General features: G+C 46.2%; 18 protein-coding genes. 2 read left to right on the forward strand and 16 right to left on the reverse strand.

Annotation, left to right across the window (positions count from 1 at the left end; genetic code table 11):
• Positions 1–133 precede the first annotated feature (133 nt).
• A complete protein-coding gene (locus tag DWX32_RS07940) occupies positions 134–1108 on the reverse strand; it encodes a glycosyltransferase family 2 protein (protein ID WP_117509227.1) in 975 nt (324 codons plus the stop codon).
• The gene (locus DWX32_RS07945; protein WP_118595195.1) at positions 1096–2931 is read right to left on the reverse strand and encodes a glycosyltransferase family 2 protein; all 1836 of its coding nucleotides are present in this window, start codon (positions 2929–2931) and stop codon (positions 1096–1098) included. The genes DWX32_RS07940 and DWX32_RS07945 overlap by 13 nt, the downstream gene beginning before the upstream one ends.
• Before the next feature lie 250 nt (positions 2932–3181).
• Between DWX32_RS07945 and DWX32_RS07950 the strand changes: the two genes are divergently transcribed.
• The gene (locus DWX32_RS07950; protein WP_055227560.1) at positions 3182–4489 is read left to right on the forward strand and encodes a D-alanyl-D-alanine carboxypeptidase family protein; all 1308 of its coding nucleotides are present in this window, start codon (positions 3182–3184) and stop codon (positions 4487–4489) included.
• 194 nt (positions 4490–4683) lie between these two features.
• On the opposite strand, the gene DWX32_RS07955 is transcribed toward DWX32_RS07950, so the two are convergent.
• Genes DWX32_RS07955 through rfbC form a run of 9 tightly spaced genes read right to left on the reverse strand, consistent with a single transcriptional unit; the run spans position 4684 to position 15618 of the window.
• Positions 4684–6888: a glycosyltransferase gene (locus DWX32_RS07955; RefSeq protein WP_055265468.1), complete on the reverse strand. Its 2205-nt coding sequence runs from the start codon at positions 6886–6888 to the stop codon at positions 4684–4686.
• Positions 6889–6918: 30 nt separating this feature from the next.
• Positions 6919–8352 (reverse strand): ArnT family glycosyltransferase, encoded by a 1434-nt coding sequence (locus DWX32_RS07960; protein ID WP_117509230.1) that lies wholly within the window; start codon positions 8350–8352, stop codon positions 6919–6921.
• Positions 8333–9574 carry a rhamnosyltransferase WsaF family glycosyltransferase gene (locus DWX32_RS07965; RefSeq protein WP_243037568.1) on the reverse strand — a complete coding sequence of 414 codons (1242 nt, stop codon included), beginning with the start codon at positions 9572–9574 and terminating at the stop codon, positions 8333–8335. The genes DWX32_RS07960 and DWX32_RS07965 overlap by 20 nt, the downstream gene beginning before the upstream one ends.
• Positions 9575–9592: 18 nt before the next feature.
• Entirely contained in the window at positions 9593–10564 is a 972-nt protein-coding gene (locus tag DWX32_RS07970) for a glycosyltransferase family 2 protein (RefSeq protein ID WP_022462975.1), read from the reverse strand.
• A 2-nt stretch (positions 10565–10566) separates the two neighbouring features.
• Positions 10567–11943, reverse strand: a complete 1377-nt coding sequence (locus tag DWX32_RS07975) for a hypothetical protein (RefSeq protein ID WP_118659602.1) — start codon at positions 11941–11943, stop codon at positions 10567–10569.
• Between the two features lie 4 nt (positions 11944–11947).
• Entirely contained in the window at positions 11948–12871 is a 924-nt protein-coding gene (locus tag DWX32_RS07980; RefSeq protein ID WP_117804382.1) for a class I SAM-dependent methyltransferase, read from the reverse strand.
• A gap of 28 nt (positions 12872–12899) precedes the next feature.
• A complete protein-coding gene (locus tag DWX32_RS07985) occupies positions 12900–14231 on the reverse strand; it encodes an ABC transporter ATP-binding protein (RefSeq protein ID WP_117801715.1) in 1332 nt (443 codons plus the stop codon).
• A gap of 9 nt (positions 14232–14240) precedes the next feature.
• Positions 14241–15041 (reverse strand): ABC transporter permease, encoded by an 801-nt coding sequence (locus DWX32_RS07990; RefSeq protein WP_055219413.1) that lies wholly within the window; start codon positions 15039–15041, stop codon positions 14241–14243.
• A gap of 16 nt (positions 15042–15057) precedes the next feature.
• A complete protein-coding gene (gene rfbC / locus DWX32_RS07995; RefSeq protein WP_022462980.1) occupies positions 15058–15618 on the reverse strand; it encodes a dTDP-4-dehydrorhamnose 3,5-epimerase in 561 nt (186 codons plus the stop codon).
• A gap of 305 nt (positions 15619–15923) precedes the next feature.
• On the opposite strand from rfbC, the gene DWX32_RS08000 reads away from it, so the two are divergent.
• Positions 15924–17873 carry a sulfatase-like hydrolase/transferase gene (locus tag DWX32_RS08000; RefSeq protein ID WP_243001857.1) on the forward strand — a complete coding sequence of 650 codons (1950 nt, stop codon included), beginning with the start codon at positions 15924–15926 and terminating at the stop codon, positions 17871–17873.
• A 117-nt stretch (positions 17874–17990) separates the two neighbouring features.
• On the opposite strand, the gene DWX32_RS08005 is transcribed toward DWX32_RS08000, so the two are convergent.
• From DWX32_RS08005 to DWX32_RS08025, 5 genes are all read right to left on the reverse strand, one after another.
• On the reverse strand, positions 17991–19121 hold the full coding sequence (locus DWX32_RS08005) for an acyltransferase family protein (protein WP_055227568.1): 1131 nt from the start codon (positions 19119–19121) through the stop codon (positions 17991–17993).
• Positions 19122–19216: 95 nt separating this feature from the next.
• Positions 19217–19555 (reverse strand): EamA family transporter, encoded by a 339-nt coding sequence (locus DWX32_RS08010; protein ID WP_022462983.1) that lies wholly within the window; start codon positions 19553–19555, stop codon positions 19217–19219.
• A complete protein-coding gene (locus tag DWX32_RS08015; RefSeq protein ID WP_055265337.1) occupies positions 19548–19898 on the reverse strand; it encodes an EamA family transporter in 351 nt (116 codons plus the stop codon). Before DWX32_RS08015 ends, DWX32_RS08010 begins: the two co-directional genes overlap by 8 nt.
• 16 nt (positions 19899–19914) lie before the next feature.
• A complete protein-coding gene (locus DWX32_RS08020; protein ID WP_055227571.1) occupies positions 19915–20751 on the reverse strand; it encodes a hypothetical protein in 837 nt (278 codons plus the stop codon).
• 12 nt (positions 20752–20763) lie between these two features.
• On the reverse strand, positions 20764–21831 hold the full coding sequence (locus DWX32_RS08025) for a DUF6077 domain-containing protein (RefSeq protein ID WP_118659604.1): 1068 nt from the start codon (positions 21829–21831) through the stop codon (positions 20764–20766).
• Between the last annotated feature and the right edge of the window lie 22 nt (positions 21832–21853).

Here is a 21853-nt window from a genome sequence, read left to right on the forward strand (position 1 = left end):
GTTTTTTTCGGGATTTAAAAATTCCCTACCCCTAACTATACAATAAGTTTCAAAAAAGAGCAATCATATTTTTCTAACATTCTTCTTATTTCCGTAAACTTTTTAACTTTTTCGTAATCTTTTGAAAGAATCCTTATGCCCTCTCCAGAAATCTCCGGAACACATTGATAAAAAGCTCCCATTCGATGACAAAATACGTGCCGAGGCGCTTCCACTCAAAACGGATCTTTTTTGCTCTGTTTTCCGGCTTCCGGCAGATGAAAAAACCATTCTTGATTCCTGCCAGATATTCTTTTCCGTATCCCTTCGATGCAAAAAAGACCAGTTTTGCCGAAAAACCGAGGATAAAGGCCGGCAGGTTAAGCAAAATCTGTAAAACCGGCATATTTTTATAGATCAGATAAATATTGTTCCTGGAAGAATAACGGATTTTAAAGAGGTTATACCGGGAGCCGCTCGTTCCGCTTCCGACGTGGTAAACCTTCGCGGACGGCTCATACCAGTTCTCGTAGCCCAAAAGCCGCGCACGATAGCCGATGTCGGTATCTTCCAGATAAGCGAAATGTTCTTCGTCAAAAAGTCCGGTCTTTTCCAGAAATTCCCGGCGGTAGATCGCTGCTCCGGCGCAGGCCGCAAAAATCCGGTCGGACGTTTCAAATTCACTGACCGGTTTTCCTTTTCCTCTTGCGAATGCCCATCCCAGCATATTATAGTAATTTCCCGCATCGTCGATTTTATCACGCTCCTGATAGGAAATCAGCTTTGCGCTGCATGCAAACGCATTCTTTCTTTTACAGATTCCCTCATAAAGGCGCTCGACAAAGTCCTGGAACACTTCGGTGTCGTTGTTTAAAAGGATCACATACGGCTCCTTCGACTGGCGGATGCCTTCGTTGACCGCACGGCTGAAGCCATAGTTATCATCGAGCTGGATGATTTTCGTCTCCGGGTAGTGTTCCCGCAGAAACGCACAGCTCTCATCCTGTGAACCATTGTCCACGAAATATGTGGTAAATTCCGTAAAGGTCTGCTTTGCAAGCGCTGCAAAGCACGTCTCCAGATACCGGTATCCATTATAATTTGGTATTACAACTGCTACTTTGTCCATGGTTTTACTCCCCTGCCGTCGGCACGCAGTCCATAGTTCCACGATGCCAGCGTTAAATTTGGATTGTAGCAGGGATCTCCTGCCTTTAACAGCCCAATCCAGCGGCTGCGCATAAATTCGATTTCCGACTGGAAGCGGCGCACCTTCTTCTCGTCATCCTCTGCTCCCCTGGATTTAGATTCATAATGGTACAGCTCCACGTGCGGATTGTATACGATTTTATAACCTGCTTTTCCAATGCGCAGGCACAGATCAACATCATTGAAAGCGACGGACAGTTCTTCTTCAAAGCCGCCGACCTCCTCAAAAACCTCTTTTTTCATCATCATGCACGCTGCTGTCACCGCACTCACATTCATCTGGAGCGATGCCTTATGCAGGTAGCCGCTTCTTCCGCGCGCCAGTCCTAAAAAGGCGTGGCCCGCAATGCCGCCGATACCGATGATGATACCCGCATGCTGCACCGTGTTGTCCGGGTAATACAGCTTCGCGCCGACCGCCCCGATCTGCGGTCTTTGCAGATTGGACACCATCTTTTCCATAAAATCGGGTGTAATAATTTCCATATCGTTATTGAGAAACAGGAGATACTCTCCCTTTGCCTCTTTGACGCCGAAATTATTGATCGCAGAATAGTTAAAGCCCTGTTTTGGATACTTCAGGACACGGATGCCCTGTGCTTCGAGTTCTTTGTAATAGGAAAACGTTGCTTCCTCAGTGCTGTTGTTCTCAATAATCAGAATCTCATAGGATGGATACATGCACTTCTTCTTAATGGATTCCAGACAGGTGCGTAACGTATCGGCCTGATCCTTGTTCGGGATCAGAATCGAAACCAGAGGCGTTCCCCGCAGTTTATAATCTACATCGTAGAAGCCATAATCCGAACGCAGTGTGACGGTTCCCTCTTCGCCGCAGCGCGCAAGGTTTCCCTCAATTGCCTTTTTTCCGGCCTCATACGCGTACAGCTTGCTTGCCGGATTGTCTGCGGTGGAAGCGCTGTGGACCCTCCAGTGATATAAAACTCTCGGAATGTGTACAATTTTTCCCGCCATTTCCGTGCAGCGGAAGATATAATCATAATCCTGCGCCCCATTGTATTCCGGACGAAGGCCGCCGGTTTTCTCCGCAATCTCCCGCCGTACAACGAAGAAATGGCAGATATAATTGTTTGACCGCAGCAGATCCAGATTGAAATCCGGTTTGAAATGCGGCTGGAAATACTCGGACAGATCGGTCCGTACCTTGTCCTCATCGGTATAAAAAGCATTGATGGACGGATCTTTTTCCAGACGGATGGCAATTTCAAAGAGTGCATCCGGCGCAAGCAGATCGTCGTGATCCATAAAACCGACGAAATTTCCCGCTGCTGCGGCAAGCGCTGCATTTGTATTCTCTGCAATGCCGATATTTTCCGGAATCGGAACGTTCTTTACGCGCGGATCTTTTCCGGTATACTCTTTCAGGATGCGCGCCATCGTCTCATCCTCCGGGCTGGCATTTCCGATCACCAGTTCCCAGTTTTCATAACTCTGTTTTTCCAGGGATTCGATCATCTGACGCAGAAAAATTTCCGGCGTACGGTAAGCCGGAACAACAACGCTGATCTTCGGACAATAAGAAAATTTATGATTTTTCTGACACGCCAGGTCCTCCTCTTTTGCGCAGTACTGCTCCCGCCACGGTCCGTACGGAACCTCCTCCGGCTCCATCCTCTCCGAAAGACGGATCAGGAATTCCTTTGGGCCATAATGTTTCAGGTAACGCAGTCCCTTCTGTATGTTGTAAGGTTTCAATTTCCGTATAAAACGGAGCCATTTCATATCTGACACTTTTTTTAACTCCTTGGGGTTTTTGTTTTTCAGGTTTTTTGTTTTTCCGTATGAACTCGTTCGCATTATACTCTATTTTACTGCATTTTGCAAATCCCGACTGAAAATATTAAGAAATTATGTGTTTCTTCCCTGCTCGCTTTATGTTATAATAATAAAAGTGTGTCTAATACATTTTAGAGAGATCCGCTGCCCGGACAGTCTTATGCAGCTGTACCCGCTGGATCAGAAGGAGTGAGTTATGATTAGAAAGAATTCTGCAGCCCGCACATTTTTATGCCTGTTGCTTGCTTTTGTTTTTGCCGCGTCCTGCCTCCCGCAGACGATTTTTGCCACAACCGATAAAAAAACAGTCACCACCTGGCCCGAAGGACCGGAAAACAATTCCGGCGCTGTCTGTTTACTCGATGCCGATACTGGTGCTGTTTTATACGATAAAAACATGGACGAGCAGCGCTATCCTGCCAGCATCACCAAGATTCTGACGGCTCTGCTGATCATTGAAAACAAGCAGATGACCGACACCGTTACCTTCGGCGAACATGCTGTCAGCGAATCCATTCCGGGAAATGCCCGCATCAACGTTCAGCTTGGCGAAACGATCACAGTGGAGGATGCTCTTCACGCGATTCTTCTTGCCTCGGCAAATGAGGTCTGCACACAGCTTGCCATCGACATTGCCGGAAGCGAGGAAGGTTTCGCCGCCATGATGAACGAACGCGCCGCTGCACTTGGTTGCACGAATACCCATTTTGTCAATGCAAACGGTCTGCCAGATCCGAACCACTACACCAGTGCACACGATATGGCACTCATTATGCAGGAGTGCATCAAAAACGAGACCTTCTGCCGCATCGAGTCCGATCTGACCTACACAATTCAGCCGACCAATATGACCTCGACACCGCGTGATCTTCAGAACCACCACGCATTGCTGTTCCAGGACGGTCAGTGGGGATACAAGGGTGCTTTCGCCGGAAAGACCGGTTATACCGATGAGGCACACAACACACTCGTTACCGCTGCCAAGCGAGGCAATATGACGCTGGTCTGCGTTGTTTTAACCTGTGATAACCTCGATTATATCAACGATACCCGTACCGTACTTGATTTCGGTTATGATAATTTTACACATTATACCCTGAAGAACGCAAAAAAGGAAAGTCTTTCCGGTGTGGTAACGCTTCCAAAGAATGCGAAAATTGAAACTGCAACCTACACCGATCCGGACGGCGCTTCCGTTGAGGAACCGTACACCCGCCAGTATTTTTTCGATGATCACTTCATCGGAACAGCCGAGGTTTCCGCTCCAGGTACTGTTTCCGACAGTTCTTCGGTTTCCTCCGATTCATCAGAAGAAACCGACAGCACAGATATTCCAACACCGGAAGAAACCAAGAAAATTTCTTTTCTCTCCACACTGCTCTATATTCTGCTTGGCCTGAACGGTGTCGCTTTTCTGATTCTGATCATTGTCGTGATCAACAACGCGAGAAAGAGACGGAAACGCAGAAACAGACGCCGCAATAACCGAAACAAACGGCACTGATCTTCTAATTTATAAGCAATCAGGACCTCCCGTCCAACGGGTGATCCTGATTCAAGAGTTCGACGGAAGTCGAACTTTCCTATAAGAAGTAAAGAATGGCATCGAAAACGCAACCGATTTCGATGCCATTTGGGTATAACGCAGAGCTACCGCCAGAAATATTTGCTAGTGCGACAGCCCTTTTTGTTGCTTATTTATTTTCCAAGATACTGTTCTAAAATCTGTGGTTCGATTCTTTTCCAGTTTCTTTCCTTTACCGTCTCTTCTGCTCCCGTATCCAGTTTTTTCCTCAGTTCCGCATCTGTCAGAATACGCTCAATCGCCGCTTTTGCCTCCGCGAGATTTCCCTGCGGATAGAGAATACAGTTTTCCCCATCTTTCAGGTATTCCAGATTGCCACCGTTCGGCACAGCAACGACGTAGCCGCCGGACGCCATCATCTCAAGCGGCGGATAGGAAAAGCTTTCCAGCAGGCTTGTTTTCAGCAGGATATCACACGCCGCATAGACTTCCGGTGTTTTTTCATATGGAACCCGGTGTAAAAAGCGGTCCACGCGGTACCAGGATTTCGGATTTCCATTGTAGGACATGTACCAGATCTCGAATTTTTCCAGATCCAGCTGTTCCACGATACGGAAGCTCTCGTCCACGTTTTTATGCTCCGCGCTGCAGTCTCCCTCGATCAGAATCCGAATTTTTCCCTGCAGATCCCGCCCCCGTTTCGGATAGAAGGACGGATCGATGCCGTTCGGAAGATAGGCTGCTTCGGTATGGTATTCCTCCCGCAGCCAGTTCTGACACCATTTGGAAATGGTTACGTACTCCATCGGGCTCCTCATCCGGTAAGTCGCCGAAGTTGCGATCCGGTACGGGCTTCCCGGCGGATAAAATCCAACTTCAAAATTCTGCACCAGATATTTTTTCTTTCGGATCTTGCTGGACTGTTCGACGAACTCTGCGGTATTCCACATCGTCGCTACCGCAAGATCCAGCGTTCCCTGCAGTTTCTCTCGCTCGGCCGACAGCACCGGAAAATGGAAATCACCCTCATGATACCACTCCGCCTCCCCTTCCAGAGTAAAGAGGCTGACCTGCGCTCCTGCTTTTACCAGCATTTCCGCATGAAGAAGTGCAACGCGGATGCCTCCGCTGATCTCCATCGCTGGAAGCACAAAGGCACAGCGTAGATTCCAGTGGCGCTCCACCCACTCGCAAATCCCGGTGGCATGAAAGATTGTGACACACTCGCGGCTGCACCGGCCATATGCCCGTCCGGCAATGGCTTTTCGTGCCGGTTCGTCGTCGATCAGCCACTGCAGTTTTTCCAACCACTCCGCTTCGTCTCGGCAGAGTACGCCGTCTTCTCCATCCTGTACCATCTCAGCAAAAGCGCCGAGATTGCTGGCTGCTGTCACAGTCTGCACCAGAGCCGCTTCCACCCATTTATTTTCCGATTTCGCACGGTTAAAAATCGTATCGGTAAGCGGAGCCAAGTTGATATCCACCGACGCAATCCGCTCCGGCAGTTTTTGGTAATCGACAAAGCCCTCCATCTGGATCTGGGAAGCAAACAGTTTCAGCTCCACCGGGAGTTCCAGAATTCCCACGATGAGGAGTTCCAGGTTCGGATTTTTGCCAAGCAACTGTTTCAGCACCGGAACGATCATCTCGATGTCGTCCAGATGCGTCGCACTGCCGCTGAAATAGCCAAGGCGTACTTTTTTCGCCGTTCCATCTGCTTCGTTCTTTTTCTGTTTTTCTTTTAACACCGCCTCGGACAGTAGCAGCATCTCATCTGACGCACAGTTGCGGTTGATCAGCACCTCCGGTACGTACTGCTTCAGTTCTTCTGCCAGCGCCGCTGTCGTCGTAACCGCCGCATCGCAGAGGGAAAGCAGCTCGCCCATGTTTCGGACATTCTGATCGTATGCCTGCCGTTCTTCCGGCTGCATCCGGTCGAGAAACGGAATCTGATCGGTGTATTTCGTATCAATCACAAGATCATCCACATCGTACCACAGAGGCTTGTTCATCTGCTTTGCCATTGTGGCAAATTCCCGCAGGGTGTCCGTCATCGGGCAGCGGAAAATCACGAACGCGCCGTAGCAACGTACCATCCAGGGCTTCAACTCCTGAAAATAAACCGTATCACACGTATATCCGCCTGCCTCCAGCTGCTCCATCTGATGCACCACGCGGTACCGGTGTGGATGCGGCAGCTGTTCATTGCAGCCACTGATAAAGAGAATATCCCGGTAGACCCGGGATTTTTCTCTCTGAAACTCTTTTTCTTTTTTTGCCCGCGCAAGGTACCCTTTCGTACGCCCAGCCAGACCGCCGATTCCTTCTTCTGCAACAGCTTTTTTTAATTTTGCTGTCAGCACTGAAATTTTTTCCAAACGTTTCACCGCTTTCTTTCTCTGTTCCGCTTACCGCAATCCGTAGTAGTTCTGCAAGTACATCGGATAGATGATTCTCGCCCAAGTAAATGCCGCTAATGCCGCTGCCGCCACACAGACCAGAATACAGAACAATTTTTCATACTTCTGTAGTTTTTTCTCCCGTTTCAGGAACGCCTGCACACCCTTCGTCACGAAATACATCAGCGGAATCAGCATCGGCATGCTGTATCGTCCCTGCGGCTGAAAATCAGAACTGTAGGAGTAATACGCATTCAGATAATTCGGGATCAGCAGGGCAAACACATTAGCCCAGGTAAACCATCCCAGTTTACTCCATTTTCTCTTCGTTTTTCCGGTAAGAGCCGTCTGCGTGCCGTCTGCATTCCAGAAGAAAAAGTCTCTCTGGCAACAGTTCCGCATCAGAATGAGACCGACAAGAAGACAGCAGAGGTACGGAACAATAATCATCGTGGAAAGATAAATCTTATTGTAGCCAAACGCGCCGACAAAGCTGTACAGCACTGTTACCAGCCAGTCATGTTCCAGAAAACTCGGCTTATAGAAGATCATATGCAACATGGAGCCTCCTTTTTTCTGGAAGGTCTTGCTGTGCGACGGCTTGTACTGGTATCTTGCATACAGTTCCGCGCTTGCGCTCGATGCCTGGCGTCCCAGAAAATCTCCTCCATAGAGAATAGCATTTCGAATAAACCACCACAGAGCAATGACACAGACGATCACCAAAATAAAAAGACCTTTTTGGATCATTTCTTTCCATCGTTCTTTGACCGGTTTCGACTGGTCCGTCAGCATCGTTCCCACAAAGTAGAAAAACGTCATCAGAATAAATCCATACGCATTGTAATACGACAAGAAACAGATTCCCATTCCAACGGCCGATACCGCACACGTGGTCCAGCTCCATCCCTCTTTGTACGCCTTTACCCAGGAATAAAAGATAATGGCCGTCGAACACATTGCAAGCGCGTCGCAGTTGACATAGGAATATAAAATCACATTGCCCGGCAGGAAAACCACCAGAGTCGTAAACATCCATGCGTAGCGTCTTGGAAACAACAGCTTTGCCGTCTTTAAGACCACCCAGGCAGTAAGCGCTCCCAGCAGAACATTTACAAAACGGGCGGAAATGAGCAGCATCCACTCATCCGTGGAAAACAGGCTCATCCCCTTCATCAAAACTGCAGATGCCATATAGGAGAGAATCGGATTGAATGCATAGGAAATCCCCCAATCCTCATTCCGAATCAGCGGTTCGTCACCCCGCGGAAGCTTCCCATATTCATAAATGAACTGTGGAATCTGATACCGCATTGATTCATCCGACGAGAAATTGTATCGCTGCGTACAGGACCACAAAAAGTAAAACAGGAATACGCCGAATACAAACAGAATCTCGATTCTGCGTTCTCTGCTCACATCCTTACTGCAGTTTTTTCTCATCTTCCTCAATTCCTTTTAGCATACTTGCGTAAACTTTTTCGGTTTCTTTGTACCAGGAGGTTCCCTTTACGAAATCCATTCCCTTTTTGCGGATTGTAGCCAGCTCATCCGGGTGGTTGAAGTAATATTCCATTCTATCTGCGATCTGGATCGGATCATAGTCAACCAGAATGGAGTTTTCCTCATTTACCATCCAACTGCTGTTTGCACCCTTGGAGCAGACAGCGACCGAGTTGCAGGCCATAACCTCGAACGGTACGAGGGAAAGGTTGGTATTCGAAATAACAAGGCACATATCACAGATCGCATAGGAATCTGCCAGCACCTGCGGTGTTACGATACCTAAATTTCTGTGTTTGAACGGAATCTCATAGCCGCTGACATCCCATCCCGCGAAAACAACCTCGATCTCCGGCATTCTGCGGCACAGCTCATTGAGTGCCAGCATACCGAGCTCAAAATCACGTCTCGGGGTAACCGGGCGGGCATAGAAGAAAACTCTCTTCTCGTTGTCCTGCTTTTCCTTCGGCTGATATACCTTGTCATCGTAGGAGAAATGGAAGCTGTCTGCCTGCATGCCGTATTCATTTCTCATGATATCCCGCAGCCAGTCTCCTGCTGTGATTCCTCGGAATCCCATCTTGTACGTGTTCTCTGCAAACTCATACTCCGAACCGTGTGCATAGAAATGCGGCTCGAAATCCTGTACGAAGTAAAACTTCGAAATCGTATTCTGGAATTTTCTTACGTAGTAAGCGGTGGTCCAGGAGGTTGCTACGGTTGCATGTGCAAATTTCATCTGGGATACATCGCAGTAAACTTCTACTTCCGGCACAAGAAGCGGGAAGTACTCTTTTAGGAATTTGCGGATGGACGCATTATCCTGAAAATTCGGGGACATGTAGAGATAAACTCTACTGTGGAAACCGAGGCGCTCCAGGTTGGAAATAAAACGGAAAATGGTGGTATGACCGCCGGAACCAGGTCCCATTTCCGGTACAACCCAATTCAGGATCTTTTTCTTGTCGTTTTTATGTTTCTCATACTCTTTTTGATTGAACGGGATCGGATCGTTGTCTACGACAAATCTGTAAAATCCGATGACGTTGTTCTTCGGCGGTACAGCCGGCTCATTGCCCTGTTTTGCGCGCTCAATCGTTTCTTTTAATCCATGATTCTTCAGATACCGTAACGCACGGTATGCTACATTTGGTTTTTTCACGTTTCTTTTTCCTTTCTTCTATGCATGTCTCTGATCGTACTGCTGCGAAATGTGACGATCCAGGAACTGTTGTTTCCGTTTGGAATACAGATGGTATTTTCCGCCGAGATAGCCGCCCACAAAGCGGTCAAAATTGCGAAACAGGGAATAAAATGCCCAGTGGATTTTCTCTTTTTTACTGAGCGGCTGCTGACGGATATACACGCAGTCCCCTCTCACCTGACGGTACAGCATGCCCGGAAGCTGCGTCCATTTCTGTGCAATCATATACTGATGAACTTCATATAATCCCTTCTGCTCATCATAATACCGTTTGAAATACGTTCTGAGTTTGAAATTGTGGGAATGATATACCGGTGCATACGGGCAGTATACTTTTTTGAATCCGAGTTCAATCATCTTTCTCGCCCAGATCTGATCCTCGGCAAAGTTGACATCCTCATACGGATATTTTTCAAAAATATCTCTTCGGATACAGGAGTTATTGTCGGAGAAAAACGCCAGATAATGACGATATCCTTCTTCTCTTTCGTAGCGTTCCGGATCATCAAGGTGGAAAATCGTATTAGTTTCTCCAAATCCTTTAAAATGGCCGTCCAGATCACGCTTGTCAAGCAGATTGCAGTCCGGATACGGATAATGAATCCCGAATCCTCCCACGATTTCCGGGTCCATCTTCATGGCATCAATGAAATTCTGCAGCCAGGTATCGGTCGCTGGAAGCGCATCCTGCGTAATAAAGATGATATACGTTCCGTTTCCTTTGGAAGCACCATAGTTTCTCGTTTTTCCATGTCCAAATTCGGACGGCTCAATCTGAAACAAACGGCATGGATATTTGCGGATCACATCGAGAGTTCCGTCCTTTGACCCGGAATCCACGCAAATTACTTCATATTCATACTCTGTCTTCTGTTTGAAAACGGCATCCAGCACTTTTTCAAACAGATGCCCACCATTTTTGGTAGGAATGACAATGGATACATCCATAGTTATTTACTCCTTTTTATCACATGCTGCACTTTATCTGCCATACGCACAACCTTACGCTGGCGCATCCGCTCCAGCTCTTCCTCCAGAAACTGCTTCTGTTTTCTCGTTTCCTGGAGTTCTTCTTCCCTGTGTGCAAGTGCCGCTTTTTCTGCTTCGATTTCTGCCTGCAGCTGGCCTTTCCGATAAATCTCCCCGTTCAGTTCATCCCTCAGATCTTTATTCTGACGGATATATTGAATAAACTGGGACGTAACGCCATCGCCTTTGTAGTAAATCCGGTAATCAATCCGGATCTGTTCATAACCGGCATTCCGGAATTTCAGAACCGGCGTTCCAAGGAAATAATAGTCGTCGATAATCTCAAGCTCGGCGTTGTGCGAAAAAGCGATACGTTCCGTCTTCCCATCGCTGCATACGCCCGCGAGAGAACGGATTTTAATGACAGCCCCCTCCTGCATCAGCTGAAGGGAAAGCTCTCCGTCCGCGTCTGCCTTTTCAAGCATCATCACCTTCTGCTCATCCAAGCCGAAGCAGTCCTCATAATAGAGTTCTCTCTCCTCCGGTGCTGTTTCGGTGAGCACAACCGGGTACATCATTTTTTCTTTTTCCCAGATAGAAAGCGGATAATTGTGCCGGTGCAGTTTTCCATAGAACGCGGCGAGCGCATTTGGCTCACCCTTTCCGGCCGCGAATTCCTGGAAGCACTCTTCCATATGGTAGTATACCGGAATCTCTTCCATGGAAATACCGCCAATGGCGTACAGTTCTTCCTGCTCTTCCTTCGTCAGTGCACTCGCCGCCTCCTGTAAAAAGACGCTCCGCGCATAGATAAATGCAATCGGTACGGCAAACGGGAATACCCACTCGTAGTCTGCCACCCAGACCTTTTCTCCATCCAGAAGAAGGTTGCCCGGAATCATGTCAATATTGGAAATCTCCGCTGCGGCAAGTCCTTCTTTCAATGCCGGATGGCCGAACACCTCACAGAACGCATCGGTTTCCACAAAGGATTTCTGCCCTTTTGCCGATGCAATGATCTGATACAGCAGTTCATAATCCTTTTTCAGCGATGCAAAATCTTTTTCTTTTCCATGACGGGAAATGCGCGTTTCCAGACTTTCCCCTTCTACAAAAGGAAATGCAAGCGCGCATTTTTCTTCATCCAGTTCGCATGGGCAGATCTGTACGCCCGCATAGGCGTACAGATGCTCCAGCTTTCTATAGTTTTCATACATATGCCGGATGTGGAGTTCTCCCTCTTTCTGCAGCGGAAGCTTCCACACACGCCGGATCCCATCCTCTTCTGTAATCCGGGTCATAATCTGAAATTCGTTCCGACGTTCTCTCGAAAATTTCGTATACAGAACTTTCCTCATACGTTTACTCCTTTTTCTCCACTTCAATCAGAAAGGAATTGGAAAAAACCGGAAACAGACCGGACTTCAGGATTCCGTCAAATGCTTTGCCTTCGTCAAAAAGTGTGATCCTGTCAGCATCAAAATTCCGCTGATTTTTTCTCAATTCACCCGGCTTCGGCAGATATTCATCCGAATAAATGACCGCCGGAAATTTGTAATCCGGATAGGGATAATAAAACTTAAACTTCGAAAAACCGTTTTCCTGCAGCATCTGCTCCAGCTCCGGTTTGCTGAATGTCTCGACAAAATCGATCCCCGGATATCCTTCAATTCCGGCAAATTCCCGGCCCACATGGTCTTCCCTGCAGCCGGCAAAATACTTCAGTCCCAGACGGTTCTCAATCGCAATCAGGATTTTTCCGCCCGGTTTTAAGAGACGATTGATCTTTTCCAGATATTCCGGATACGGATTATCCTTTCCAATATAGCTTTTTGCATACTCCAGAACACCGATCAGTGTCACGTAATCGAAGCGTTCTTCCATTTTTTCTGCAACAACATTAAAGTTTCCAACCATAATCTCCAGGTTGGACGCATCCTGATTTTTGTAGGCATTGATCGTACTGCGCCGCTTCGACAGATCGTTTGCCACTACCCGCTTTGCATTTCTGCAGAGCACGCCGGAAATGGCTCCGCAGCCGGCTCCGACTTCAAATACGGAAGCATCGTCTTTCCACTCATACCAGTCCAGAATATTTTCCCGTTCCGGAGAGAGATGATAAAAAATCGGCCAGCTTTTTTCTGTGAGGATTACCTTCTGGTAATCCTCTTTCGGCGTCGTCTTGACGATCTCCAGCAGCCGGTCCTCAATGCTGCCGTCGCTGTAAGCATCTTCGCCGTCATAATAATCCAGGTTCAAAAGAACATTTCCTATTGTTTCTTTCATATAACCCCCGTCGTTTATCCTCCGCATCCTACTCGTAGGTCACGGTAGAGTTCATATCAAAAAATCCTACGGTGTCTTTCATGGAGAAGACTTCCAGGAAGCAAGCATCGTACAGTCTGTGGTGGATCACCAGCTCTTCCAGATGGTAGCTGGTACATCCAAACGACATCAGATACTGTCCGCTCTGCAGCGGCATGATCTGGTCAAAGCATACCGTGACGGTCTTTCCTGCTTCCACCACGTCTTTTGTGTAATCCTCCAGCGCCGTATTCGTTCCGGTAATCTCCGTTCCCTTCCGGTCTTTGATCGAAAAGGCAAAAATCGGATGCTCCATCGTTTCATGGAACTTGATTTTCATCTTGATGCGGAATCTCTGGTTTTTATCCACAGAAGATGTAATCATACCTTTGTGGTCGATAATCGCAAAGTCCACGATCTCCGCAGCCTTGTCTCCATACTCTACCAGCTGCGCATTCGCAATCAGGCGTTCTCTCCAGAGGCCTTTTTTCGGCTTTTCTGCCGATACGGCACCGGATGCATCTGCTTCGGTTCTCTCTTCGGTCTGTTCTGCACTCTCTTCGGTCTCTTCCTCTTCTTTTGTCTCGTCATCGTACTGGTTGGCAAGAATCTTCTTGTAGACATCGACTGCCTCCGACGATTTTCCAACCATCACCTGTTTTCCTTTGTTAATCAGAAGACATCTCTCACAGTACTTGATGACGCTGCCCATATCGTGGGAAACGAAAAGGATCGTTTTTCCTGCTTCTTTCAGATCGTTAAATTTCCGGTAACACTTGGACTGGAAGAAAATGTCTCCGACGCTTAAGGCCTCATCGACAATCAGAATATCCGGATCCACATTGATCGCAACCGCGAAGGCAAGGCGGGCAAACATACCGCTGGAATACGTCTTAACCGGCTGATTGATAAAGTCACCGATCTCTGCAAACGCAATGATATCGTCGAGCTTTGCCTTCATCTCCTCCTCGGTATAGCCAAGCATCGTTCCGTTCAGGAAAATGTTCTCAATACCGGTATACTCCATGTTAAAGCCTGCACCCAGTTCCAGAATGGCACTGACTCTTCCCTTTAACTCCACGTTTCCGCTCGTCGGGTTTAAGACACCTGTGACGATTTTCAGCAGTGTGGATTTTCCGGAACCGTTCGTTCCAATGATACCGACACACTCGCCCTTATGCACCTCAAGTGAGATATCCTCCAGCGCAAAATGATCGGTGTGATAGTTTTTATGTGTCAGTGAAAGCGATTCTTTCAGACGGTCCATCGGCTTTTCAAACAGCTTGTAGACCTTGCTGACATGGTTAATTGAAATTACTGTTTCTGTATTTTCTGTGCTCATTCCATCCTCCTATAATACATCTGAGAAATGAACCCGGAGGCGCTTGAACACTTTGGAACTGATTAGTCCTGCCATAAGCACAAAAGCCCAGAAGTAAAGGGTGTGCCATGGATGCTCGAAGAACCAGAGTCCATTCATAAAGCTGTCACGATATCCCTGGACAATATAGTACAGAGGATTCAGCTTCAGAAGGCTGTTCAGCCAGTTCGGAATATTCGGAATTGTTGTGGTATCCCACAGAATCGGGGTTGCCCACATGCCGACATTCAGAATTACATTGATAATCTGGCCGAAATCGCGGAAAAACGGTGTGATGGAACAGGTCAGATAGGAAAGTACAACGACGAGACAGATCACCGCAAAGGTATAGTACCCGATCTGGATAATCTGAACCGGCGGAAGTTTTCCCATCAGTGCAAAAATCAAAATAGCAAACACAATAAAGAACAGATGTACAAACAGGGAAGAAATCACCTTTACAATCGGAAGTACACTGATTTTAAATACGACCTTCTTTACCAGATAACTGTATTCCAGCAGACAATTTGACGCACTTGGCAGCGCATCAGAAAAGAAGAACCACGGAATAATACCGGAAACCAGCCAGCAGATATACGGATATCCAGTGGCAGCTGGCTGCACGCGCAGTCCGAGCTGGAATACGACAAAGTAAACAGCAACCGTCACCATCGGCTGGATAAATGCCCATATAATGCCAAAATACGCTCCGGCGAATTTATTGCGGAAATCATTTTTTGACAGTTTCCAGATCAGTTTCCGGTTCTGATAAAGTTCTTTGAATACGTTCATAAATGTTTTTTACTCCTTATTTCTTTAAATCCTTAATTCCGCCCCATTTATGATCTTTTTCCGAAATAATCAGATCTTCTTTTGTCATTCCTTCCGGCATCGGCCACTCCACGCCGATCTCCGGATCGTCAAAGTACAGACCGCCCTCATCGTTTGGATGATAGAAATCGGTACATTTATAAGCAAACTCTGCATAATCAGAGAGTACGATAAATCCATGTGCAAAGTTCTTCGGAATAAAGAACTGTTTCTTATTTTCTGCCGAAAGCAGGACGCCGAACCATTTTCCGTAGGTTTTGGATCCCTCGCGAAGGTCAACCGCAACATCGAATACTTCTCCGTTTACCACGCGTACCAGTTTGTCCTGCGGGTAATTGATCTGGAAGTGAAGTCCGCGCAGGACACCTTTTTTGGATGCAGACTGGTTATCCTGTACGAACTGGACATCAATGCCGGCTTCTTTAAAATCATTGTAATTGTATGTCTCCATAAAATATCCGCGCTCATCGCCGAATACGGTCGGGGTAATTACTTTTAATCCTTCAATTTCACAAGATTCTACTTTAATTTTTCCCATTTTTCTTTCCTTTCTCTTCTCCACAAAAATGTGAACAGATCTTTTTTTGACCTCTTTTGTGTCTACAATCTTTGCTATTATACCATTCTTTTCTGAGAAACTCAAGAACCCATTTTCACGCCCGCCCCGCCGCTTTTTATGTAAATTCCCGGATTTTCATTTTCCACTCGTATTTTTTAAGAAAATACTATTTTTTTCGTAAAGTTTCTGTTATAATATCGTAAGTTCCCAGTTATATTTTATACCTAACGCTACCTGTTTGTTACCTATTATAAAACACTAAAGAAAACTGGAGGTTATTTACTGTGTCTCGCAAAAAAGTACAGCATGTTGGAAAGATACTTTTTTCCATTCTTTCCGTTCTGTTAGGATTCCTTGGGATCCTTCTTTTTACGTCTTCCCGCTGGATGCTCGCGACCTGGGCGCATCTTGATATGGAAGAACTTGTTTATCACTTAAAGGCACCCCTTGAGGGTACCAGCAAGGATGTGCTCTGGAGTTACGTCTGGTCCTGCGGCATGATCTCTTTTGCCGTTCTTGCTATTCTGATCGCGCTTTTTATTATCCTGCGCCATCGGAAGAAAGTGGAAATCATTCTCGGTTGCATCTGCATTGCCCTGGGAATCGCTCTTTCTTCCTATTCTCTTTATAATGTCTGGACGACGCTGGATATCGATACTTACCTGCACATTCAGAACAGCTACAGCACTTTGATCGAAGATAATTACGTCAATCCGTCCCAGACAACGATTACATTCCCGGAAAAGAAACGGAATCTGATCTATATTTATCTGGAATCAATGGAAAGCACCTATTCTGATAAAAAAGACGGCGGTGCTTACGACCACAATTTTATTCCCGCCCTGACTAATCTTGCCCTGGACAATATCAATTTTTCCAACTCCGACAAGCTGGGCGGCGCTTATCCGACAACCGGAACCACCTGGACCATGGGCGGTCTCTTTGCACAGACTTCCGGTCTTCCGCTGAAGCTTTCGATTCAAGGCAATGAGATGGCTTATCAGGACAGCTTTTTTCCGCAGCTTTCAACACTTGGCGACGTTCTCAATGAAGCCGGCTACAAACAGTACTTTATGATGGGTTCCGATGCCGCATTCGGCGGACGGAAGAATTACTTCACTTCGCACGGTGATTATGAAATTGACGATTACTACTGGGCGATCAGCGAGGGACTGATCCCGGAAGGCTACTACCAGTGGTGGGGCTATGAAGATGCCAAACTGTTTGAGTATGCAAAAGATAAACTGACGGAGATTTCCAAGAATGACGAACCGTTCAACTTCAGTATGCTGACTGTTGCCACCCACTTCGAGGACGGCTACAAATGTGACGAGTGTGATGAAAAGCAGTACGGAGATGACCACTACGGTATGGTGATTGACTGCTCCAGTTCCCGTGTCAGTGAGTTTATAGACTGGATCAAGGAACAGCCTTTTTATGAAAACACGACTATAATTCTTTCCGGTGATCATCTGACCATGGACTCTGATTTTTGTGAAAACATCGATGAAGATTATCAACGTTCTACTTATAACGCTATTTTAAATTCACCCATTCTTCCGGTTCATGAAAAAAATCGGATTTTCACCACGATGGATATGTTCCCAACTACTCTCGCAAGCCTTGGAGCTGTCATTGACGGTGACCGTCTTGGACTTGGTACGAATCTTTTTTCAGACAAGCCTACACTTGCCGAAGAACTTGGCTTCGATGAACTGAATCGCCAGCTCTCTATGGGCTCCCGATTCTTCGATGAACTTGATGCTGATCTTACCCCCGTCTGGGTCGGCGATGGCGAATATCAGAAATTTTATATTAAGGAAGAAGATCGATTTGCCAATAACGAATGGGTAACTTACAATCCACATCAGCTCTGGGCTGACGGTAAGCAGTCTTATTTTATTGATAAGGACGGCCACGCGGTTTCCGGCTGGCAAAAGCTTGAGGATGGGAAATGGTATCATTTTTCCGAGTCGGATTACCATCTCATCGAGGGTCCTTGCGATACAAATCCTGAATTGGAAGAGGAAACACCCGACTCCACTTCGGTAAGTGACATTTCCTCCGCTTCTTCTTTTACAGAAAACGATTTGGATTCCACAGTCGAAAGTTCTTCTTCTGGAATAGATGAGGACGATTTCTCTGAAAATGAGGATAATTCCAAAACCATCAGACATCTAGGCTCTTCTGCGGAAGATGATCCTCACAACCTGTCTCCTATCGATTATCAATAAAAATTTGATAACGATTCAGATCTATGCAATATAAAATAAAATCCCGCAGAAAAAGTTTTCATTTCTTTTTCTGCGGGATTTTTATTTTGCAAAATATTTAAAGCAGTATACGCTTAACTATTGTCTTACGTACAAAAATATGTTTTTTCCCATTTTTTTCACCTGTGTAAGGATCCACTGGATCAGTAAGGCAACAAAAATCGCTGCTAATAAATACAGAATTTTTGTCTGTTCTACGTCCTTCGGCATATAATACCACCAAATATCACTTTTACATCTTGACCAGTCAAACTTCAAAAACAGCTTTGTGCCATTCGCAATTGTTCCGAAAGCAACTTTTACAAGTAAAAAACCCAAAAACTGATTTTCCATAATCGAAAATGTGTTGTCTGCAAGAAGATTAATCCACTTTTTTCTTCCAAATACTGGTTCCATTATCGTTGCAATCCGCATCCAAAGTGCAATTCCCAAAAAACCAATAATAATTGGCATGACCGGTCCTTGATTAAAGTCATTGCACCACGCTGGCGTATAAGCCAACCTAGTTTTATAATGAAGAAAAATCATAAGTTTTGCAGCAAACACAATCGCAAAATACACTACAGATGGAATCCTGTCCACATATTTCTCCAGTATCTTTTTATAAAAAATACCCATTGCATAAAACGGAGCAAAATACAGAATTCTGACCACTGTCAGCCACCAGCTGGTGCGATATTCCATAATCGCCAAAAAATTGCCGCCCATTCCAATAAGTACTGCCCCTGCAAAAAATATCCATTCCGGTATCTGCCATCCTTTTCGCTTAAAAAATGCCCGAATCATACAATTTAATATTTCTACCATAAACAAGGGCACAATATACCAGCCGGCCATATTAAGGACAAACTGATGCCCATCGTTTAAAGGTGAAATCAGAATATTGTGCAAATTAAATTTTCCACCGATTTGAAAGCCCCACCGATGTAATAACCTGACAAGCAGCCCATACGCAATCGTATACCCATACATTGGAAGTATCAGGGTACGAAGCTTTTTACAGACATATCTCCCCGGTCGTTTCAGTGCTGCATCTTTAAAAAAATATCCTGAACAAAAAGTAAACAGCGCCAGATGGATTCCCTCATACGGAAACCATTGCGCAAAGTCCAAAGAAATTCCACCACCATCACAATGTCCCGCAACAACCATCAGAATCGCCACAGCATATAATATCTTAAAACGATAATCTATTTTTTTCTTATTCATAATCAAAAGCCGTTCGTTTGTTGTACGCAGACCCCCTATTTCAAAGGACAAGGACTGCTTAGCTGATATCGCTTTCTTTCCATCATCGGAACATTTTACGGCAATGTATACACCAGTACTCCCAGGATAATAATCAGATTCCCAATCAGCTTTCCTTTTGATACCTTTTCTTTCAAAACGCCAAAGGAAAGCAGCAGGACAAAGACGTACGTAAAGGTATCCAACACCGGACCGTATTTCAAATCTACCTGTGTGTAGGCATACGTATTTAAAAGAAGTACACTGCCAAAAATCAGATACGCCACAATCACGCGCCAGTTCAGATACTCGCGAAGTGCAGATGCATGCTCCTCGTTGGCGCTTTGTTTCAGCAGAATCTGTGATACTGCTGAAAACATTGTACAGATCAGCATTAAAATCATATATTTATTCATATCGCTGCACCACCATAACTCCCACCAGCACAATCAGAAGGCCGATGATATTTTTTACCGTCAGATTTTCATGAAAAATGAGCACGGCCCAGATCTGGGACCAGATCAGATAGACGCTGCGGTTTGCATATGCGGTTGACAAAGAGAATTTTTTGATTACCTTCTGCCATGCAATAGCGTAAATGCCACAGTTTGCAACCATCAGAAATAAAAATACATATAATAGAGGATTTTTGATTCCTCCCCGGTTCAGCTGAACCGATGCTGCTTTCGAGAACACACTCGTCAGAGAAAACAGCAGGATATTCAGGTGCAGCTGAATATAATCTTTTGCCTTATTCAAAAACAAGTCCTCCTTCTTACTTTTCTTCCACGCGGAAAATGATATGCCCTTCTACTTCTCTTACCGGGATGCACCCCGCTGTTTCCACATAGGATACTGCCGCTGAACTGCTCGAAAGTACAATATACTCTGCATTCATTTCCCTAAGACTTCTGTAAAATTCTTTCTGATCCAGCGACAGATCCATCTGTGTGATAATCTGAAGGATCTTTGTTTCGTCTTCAATTTCCTGCTCGGTCAGTGCATCGGTTGATACCGTATTGGAGCCCTGATAGGTCAGAACCATATCGCGGTCCAGAACCAGTTCAAACGAAGCATCATACTGCCGCACGATCAGGTTGAAATCCGGTTCAAATACAACTCTTACGGTTCCCTCTCCCGCTTCTTCGTGCAGCACCGTACAGACGGCCAGAAGATCATCTGGCATCTTGTACTGGTTATCCGGCAGCTTCGGCAGTCCGCCAGCCAGTACGGAATTTCCGCCAAAACAGATGACCGCTGCCAGCGCAGCCGCGGTCAGATACCGTCTCCAGCCTTTTTTCTGCCCGCCCACAACTTTCGTGCAGGCATATCCGATGGTCAGTACCATCGGCAGAATCCAGAAAAACCGGTAATAGACATTGACCATTCCAAGTTTTCCCAGGATATATTTCACCGCAAATGGATTGTATACCGTAAAGGCCAGAAAAACAGCGGTTGTTACGAACACATACCGCTCTTCCTTTTTTCCTTTTAAAGCGAGATACAGCACCGACAGCAGAAACAGCGTCAGTACGGTTGTGTTTCCTCCAAACGTCACAAAGACCTGTCTCACAAAATCGAGGCCGCTCTCATTCAGATTTATTCCGCCCACATTTTCTCCTTTCTACCGCACAACCGGAATCTGCAGGATACCGCGCACACCAAGGAGATAGACCCCAAGCACCAGCACACACGGCAGCACAGCAAGCAGATAGAGCCTGCTCTGTCCCCAGCGTTTTTTCCGCACAAGATTCGGCAGAATCACAGCACTCATGGCCACCGGTACAGTCATCATGGATGACATCGTAAGGTCAATCGCAGCGACGCCTGTCATGAAAAACAGCAGCCAGACTCTCTTTCCGTTTTTCTCCTGATACATGCGCAGACCAAGATAAAACAGAAACGGGAGGATGATATTGCACAATACGGCCTTTCCCTCGTATCCCCTCGTCAGCAGGAACGACGCATTCGAAAAGATCGTATGAAAATTCAGATTCACAACACTAATAAAGCACAGGAGCACCCATACCATCTGTTTTTCTTTTAACAGCGCCTTTCCGATCTGTGCATAGACGAGATAACTTAAAACTACCGTCATCATACAGAGAATCACCTTCGTCACTACGAGCGGATGAAGGCCCGTTAAACGGCACAGTACTGCATTTGCTGCCGGATACATGCTGAACACATAACGGATGTTAAAAAAATCCAGTGCTTTTCCTGTATATGGGTCAAAGCTGCTGATGGAATCTGTCGCAAGGTTCGTTGTCACACTTCCCACATAATACGCTGCATCCGCACTGCCGTTTTCCTGCAGTGCAGCAACAAAATACAGCTGGATTCCAATCAGCACCAGCATCACATAAAAAGCTGCCGTCTTTCCTCTCCATAAACCGCCGCTTCTTTTTCCCCACTCTCTCCACATTCCCAGATGAAGACAGATGGAAGCAATTACAAGGACAGCCACAACAGCAGCCCATACCCATGCGAGCAGATGCAGTTTTGCACCGAGCACCATCATCGGCACAGAAATCAGTTCAAATAAGAAGTAATATGCAATAAAGCCAAACAGCACAGTTTCACCCAGATGTCCGCTCTCATACCTGTTTTCTCTGATAAAAAAAGAACCCAGGCAGCAGAACACTGCGAGCATTCCCAGAAACAGTGCCGGCATTTTTAATAAGGTAATCATGTTTGGTTCCTTTCTTTTCCTT

Source organism: Blautia sp. AF19-13LB (assembly GCF_003479105.1).
In the GTDB taxonomy this organism is placed as follows: domain Bacteria; phylum Bacillota; class Clostridia; order Lachnospirales; family Lachnospiraceae; genus Fusicatenibacter; species Fusicatenibacter saccharivorans.

Bases quoted from the DNA above. Each gene is read 5' to 3' on its own strand.
- rfbC (WP_022462980.1), bottom strand. From the start codon at position 15,618: ATGGGAAAAATTAAAGTAGAATCTTGTGAAATTGAAGGATTAAAAGTA.
- DWX32_RS07975 (WP_118659602.1), bottom strand. From the start codon at position 11,943: ATGAGGAAAGTTCTGTATACGAAATTTTCGAGAGAACGTCGGAACGAA.
- DWX32_RS08005 (WP_055227568.1), bottom strand. From the start codon at position 19,121: ATGAATAAGAAAAAAATAGATTATCGTTTTAAGATATTATATGCTGTG.
- DWX32_RS07945 (WP_118595195.1), bottom strand. From the start codon at position 2,931: ATGAAATGGCTCCGTTTTATACGGAAATTGAAACCTTACAACATACAG.
- DWX32_RS07940 (WP_117509227.1), bottom strand. From the start codon at position 1,108: ATGGACAAAGTAGCAGTTGTAATACCAAATTATAATGGATACCGGTAT.
- DWX32_RS07990 (WP_055219413.1), bottom strand. From the start codon at position 15,041: ATGAACGTATTCAAAGAACTTTATCAGAACCGGAAACTGATCTGGAAA.
- DWX32_RS07970 (WP_022462975.1), bottom strand. From the start codon at position 10,564: ATGGATGTATCCATTGTCATTCCTACCAAAAATGGTGGGCATCTGTTT.
- DWX32_RS08010 (WP_022462983.1), bottom strand. From the start codon at position 19,555: ATGAATAAATATATGATTTTAATGCTGATCTGTACAATGTTTTCAGCA.
- DWX32_RS07950 (WP_055227560.1), top strand. From the start codon at position 3,182: ATGATTAGAAAGAATTCTGCAGCCCGCACATTTTTATGCCTGTTGCTT.
- DWX32_RS07985 (WP_117801715.1), bottom strand. From the start codon at position 14,231: ATGAGCACAGAAAATACAGAAACAGTAATTTCAATTAACCATGTCAGC.
- DWX32_RS07960 (WP_117509230.1), bottom strand. From the start codon at position 8,352: ATGAGAAAAAACTGCAGTAAGGATGTGAGCAGAGAACGCAGAATCGAG.
- DWX32_RS08025 (WP_118659604.1), bottom strand. From the start codon at position 21,831: ATGATTACCTTATTAAAAATGCCGGCACTGTTTCTGGGAATGCTCGCA.
- DWX32_RS07980 (WP_117804382.1), bottom strand. From the start codon at position 12,871: ATGAAAGAAACAATAGGAAATGTTCTTTTGAACCTGGATTATTATGAC.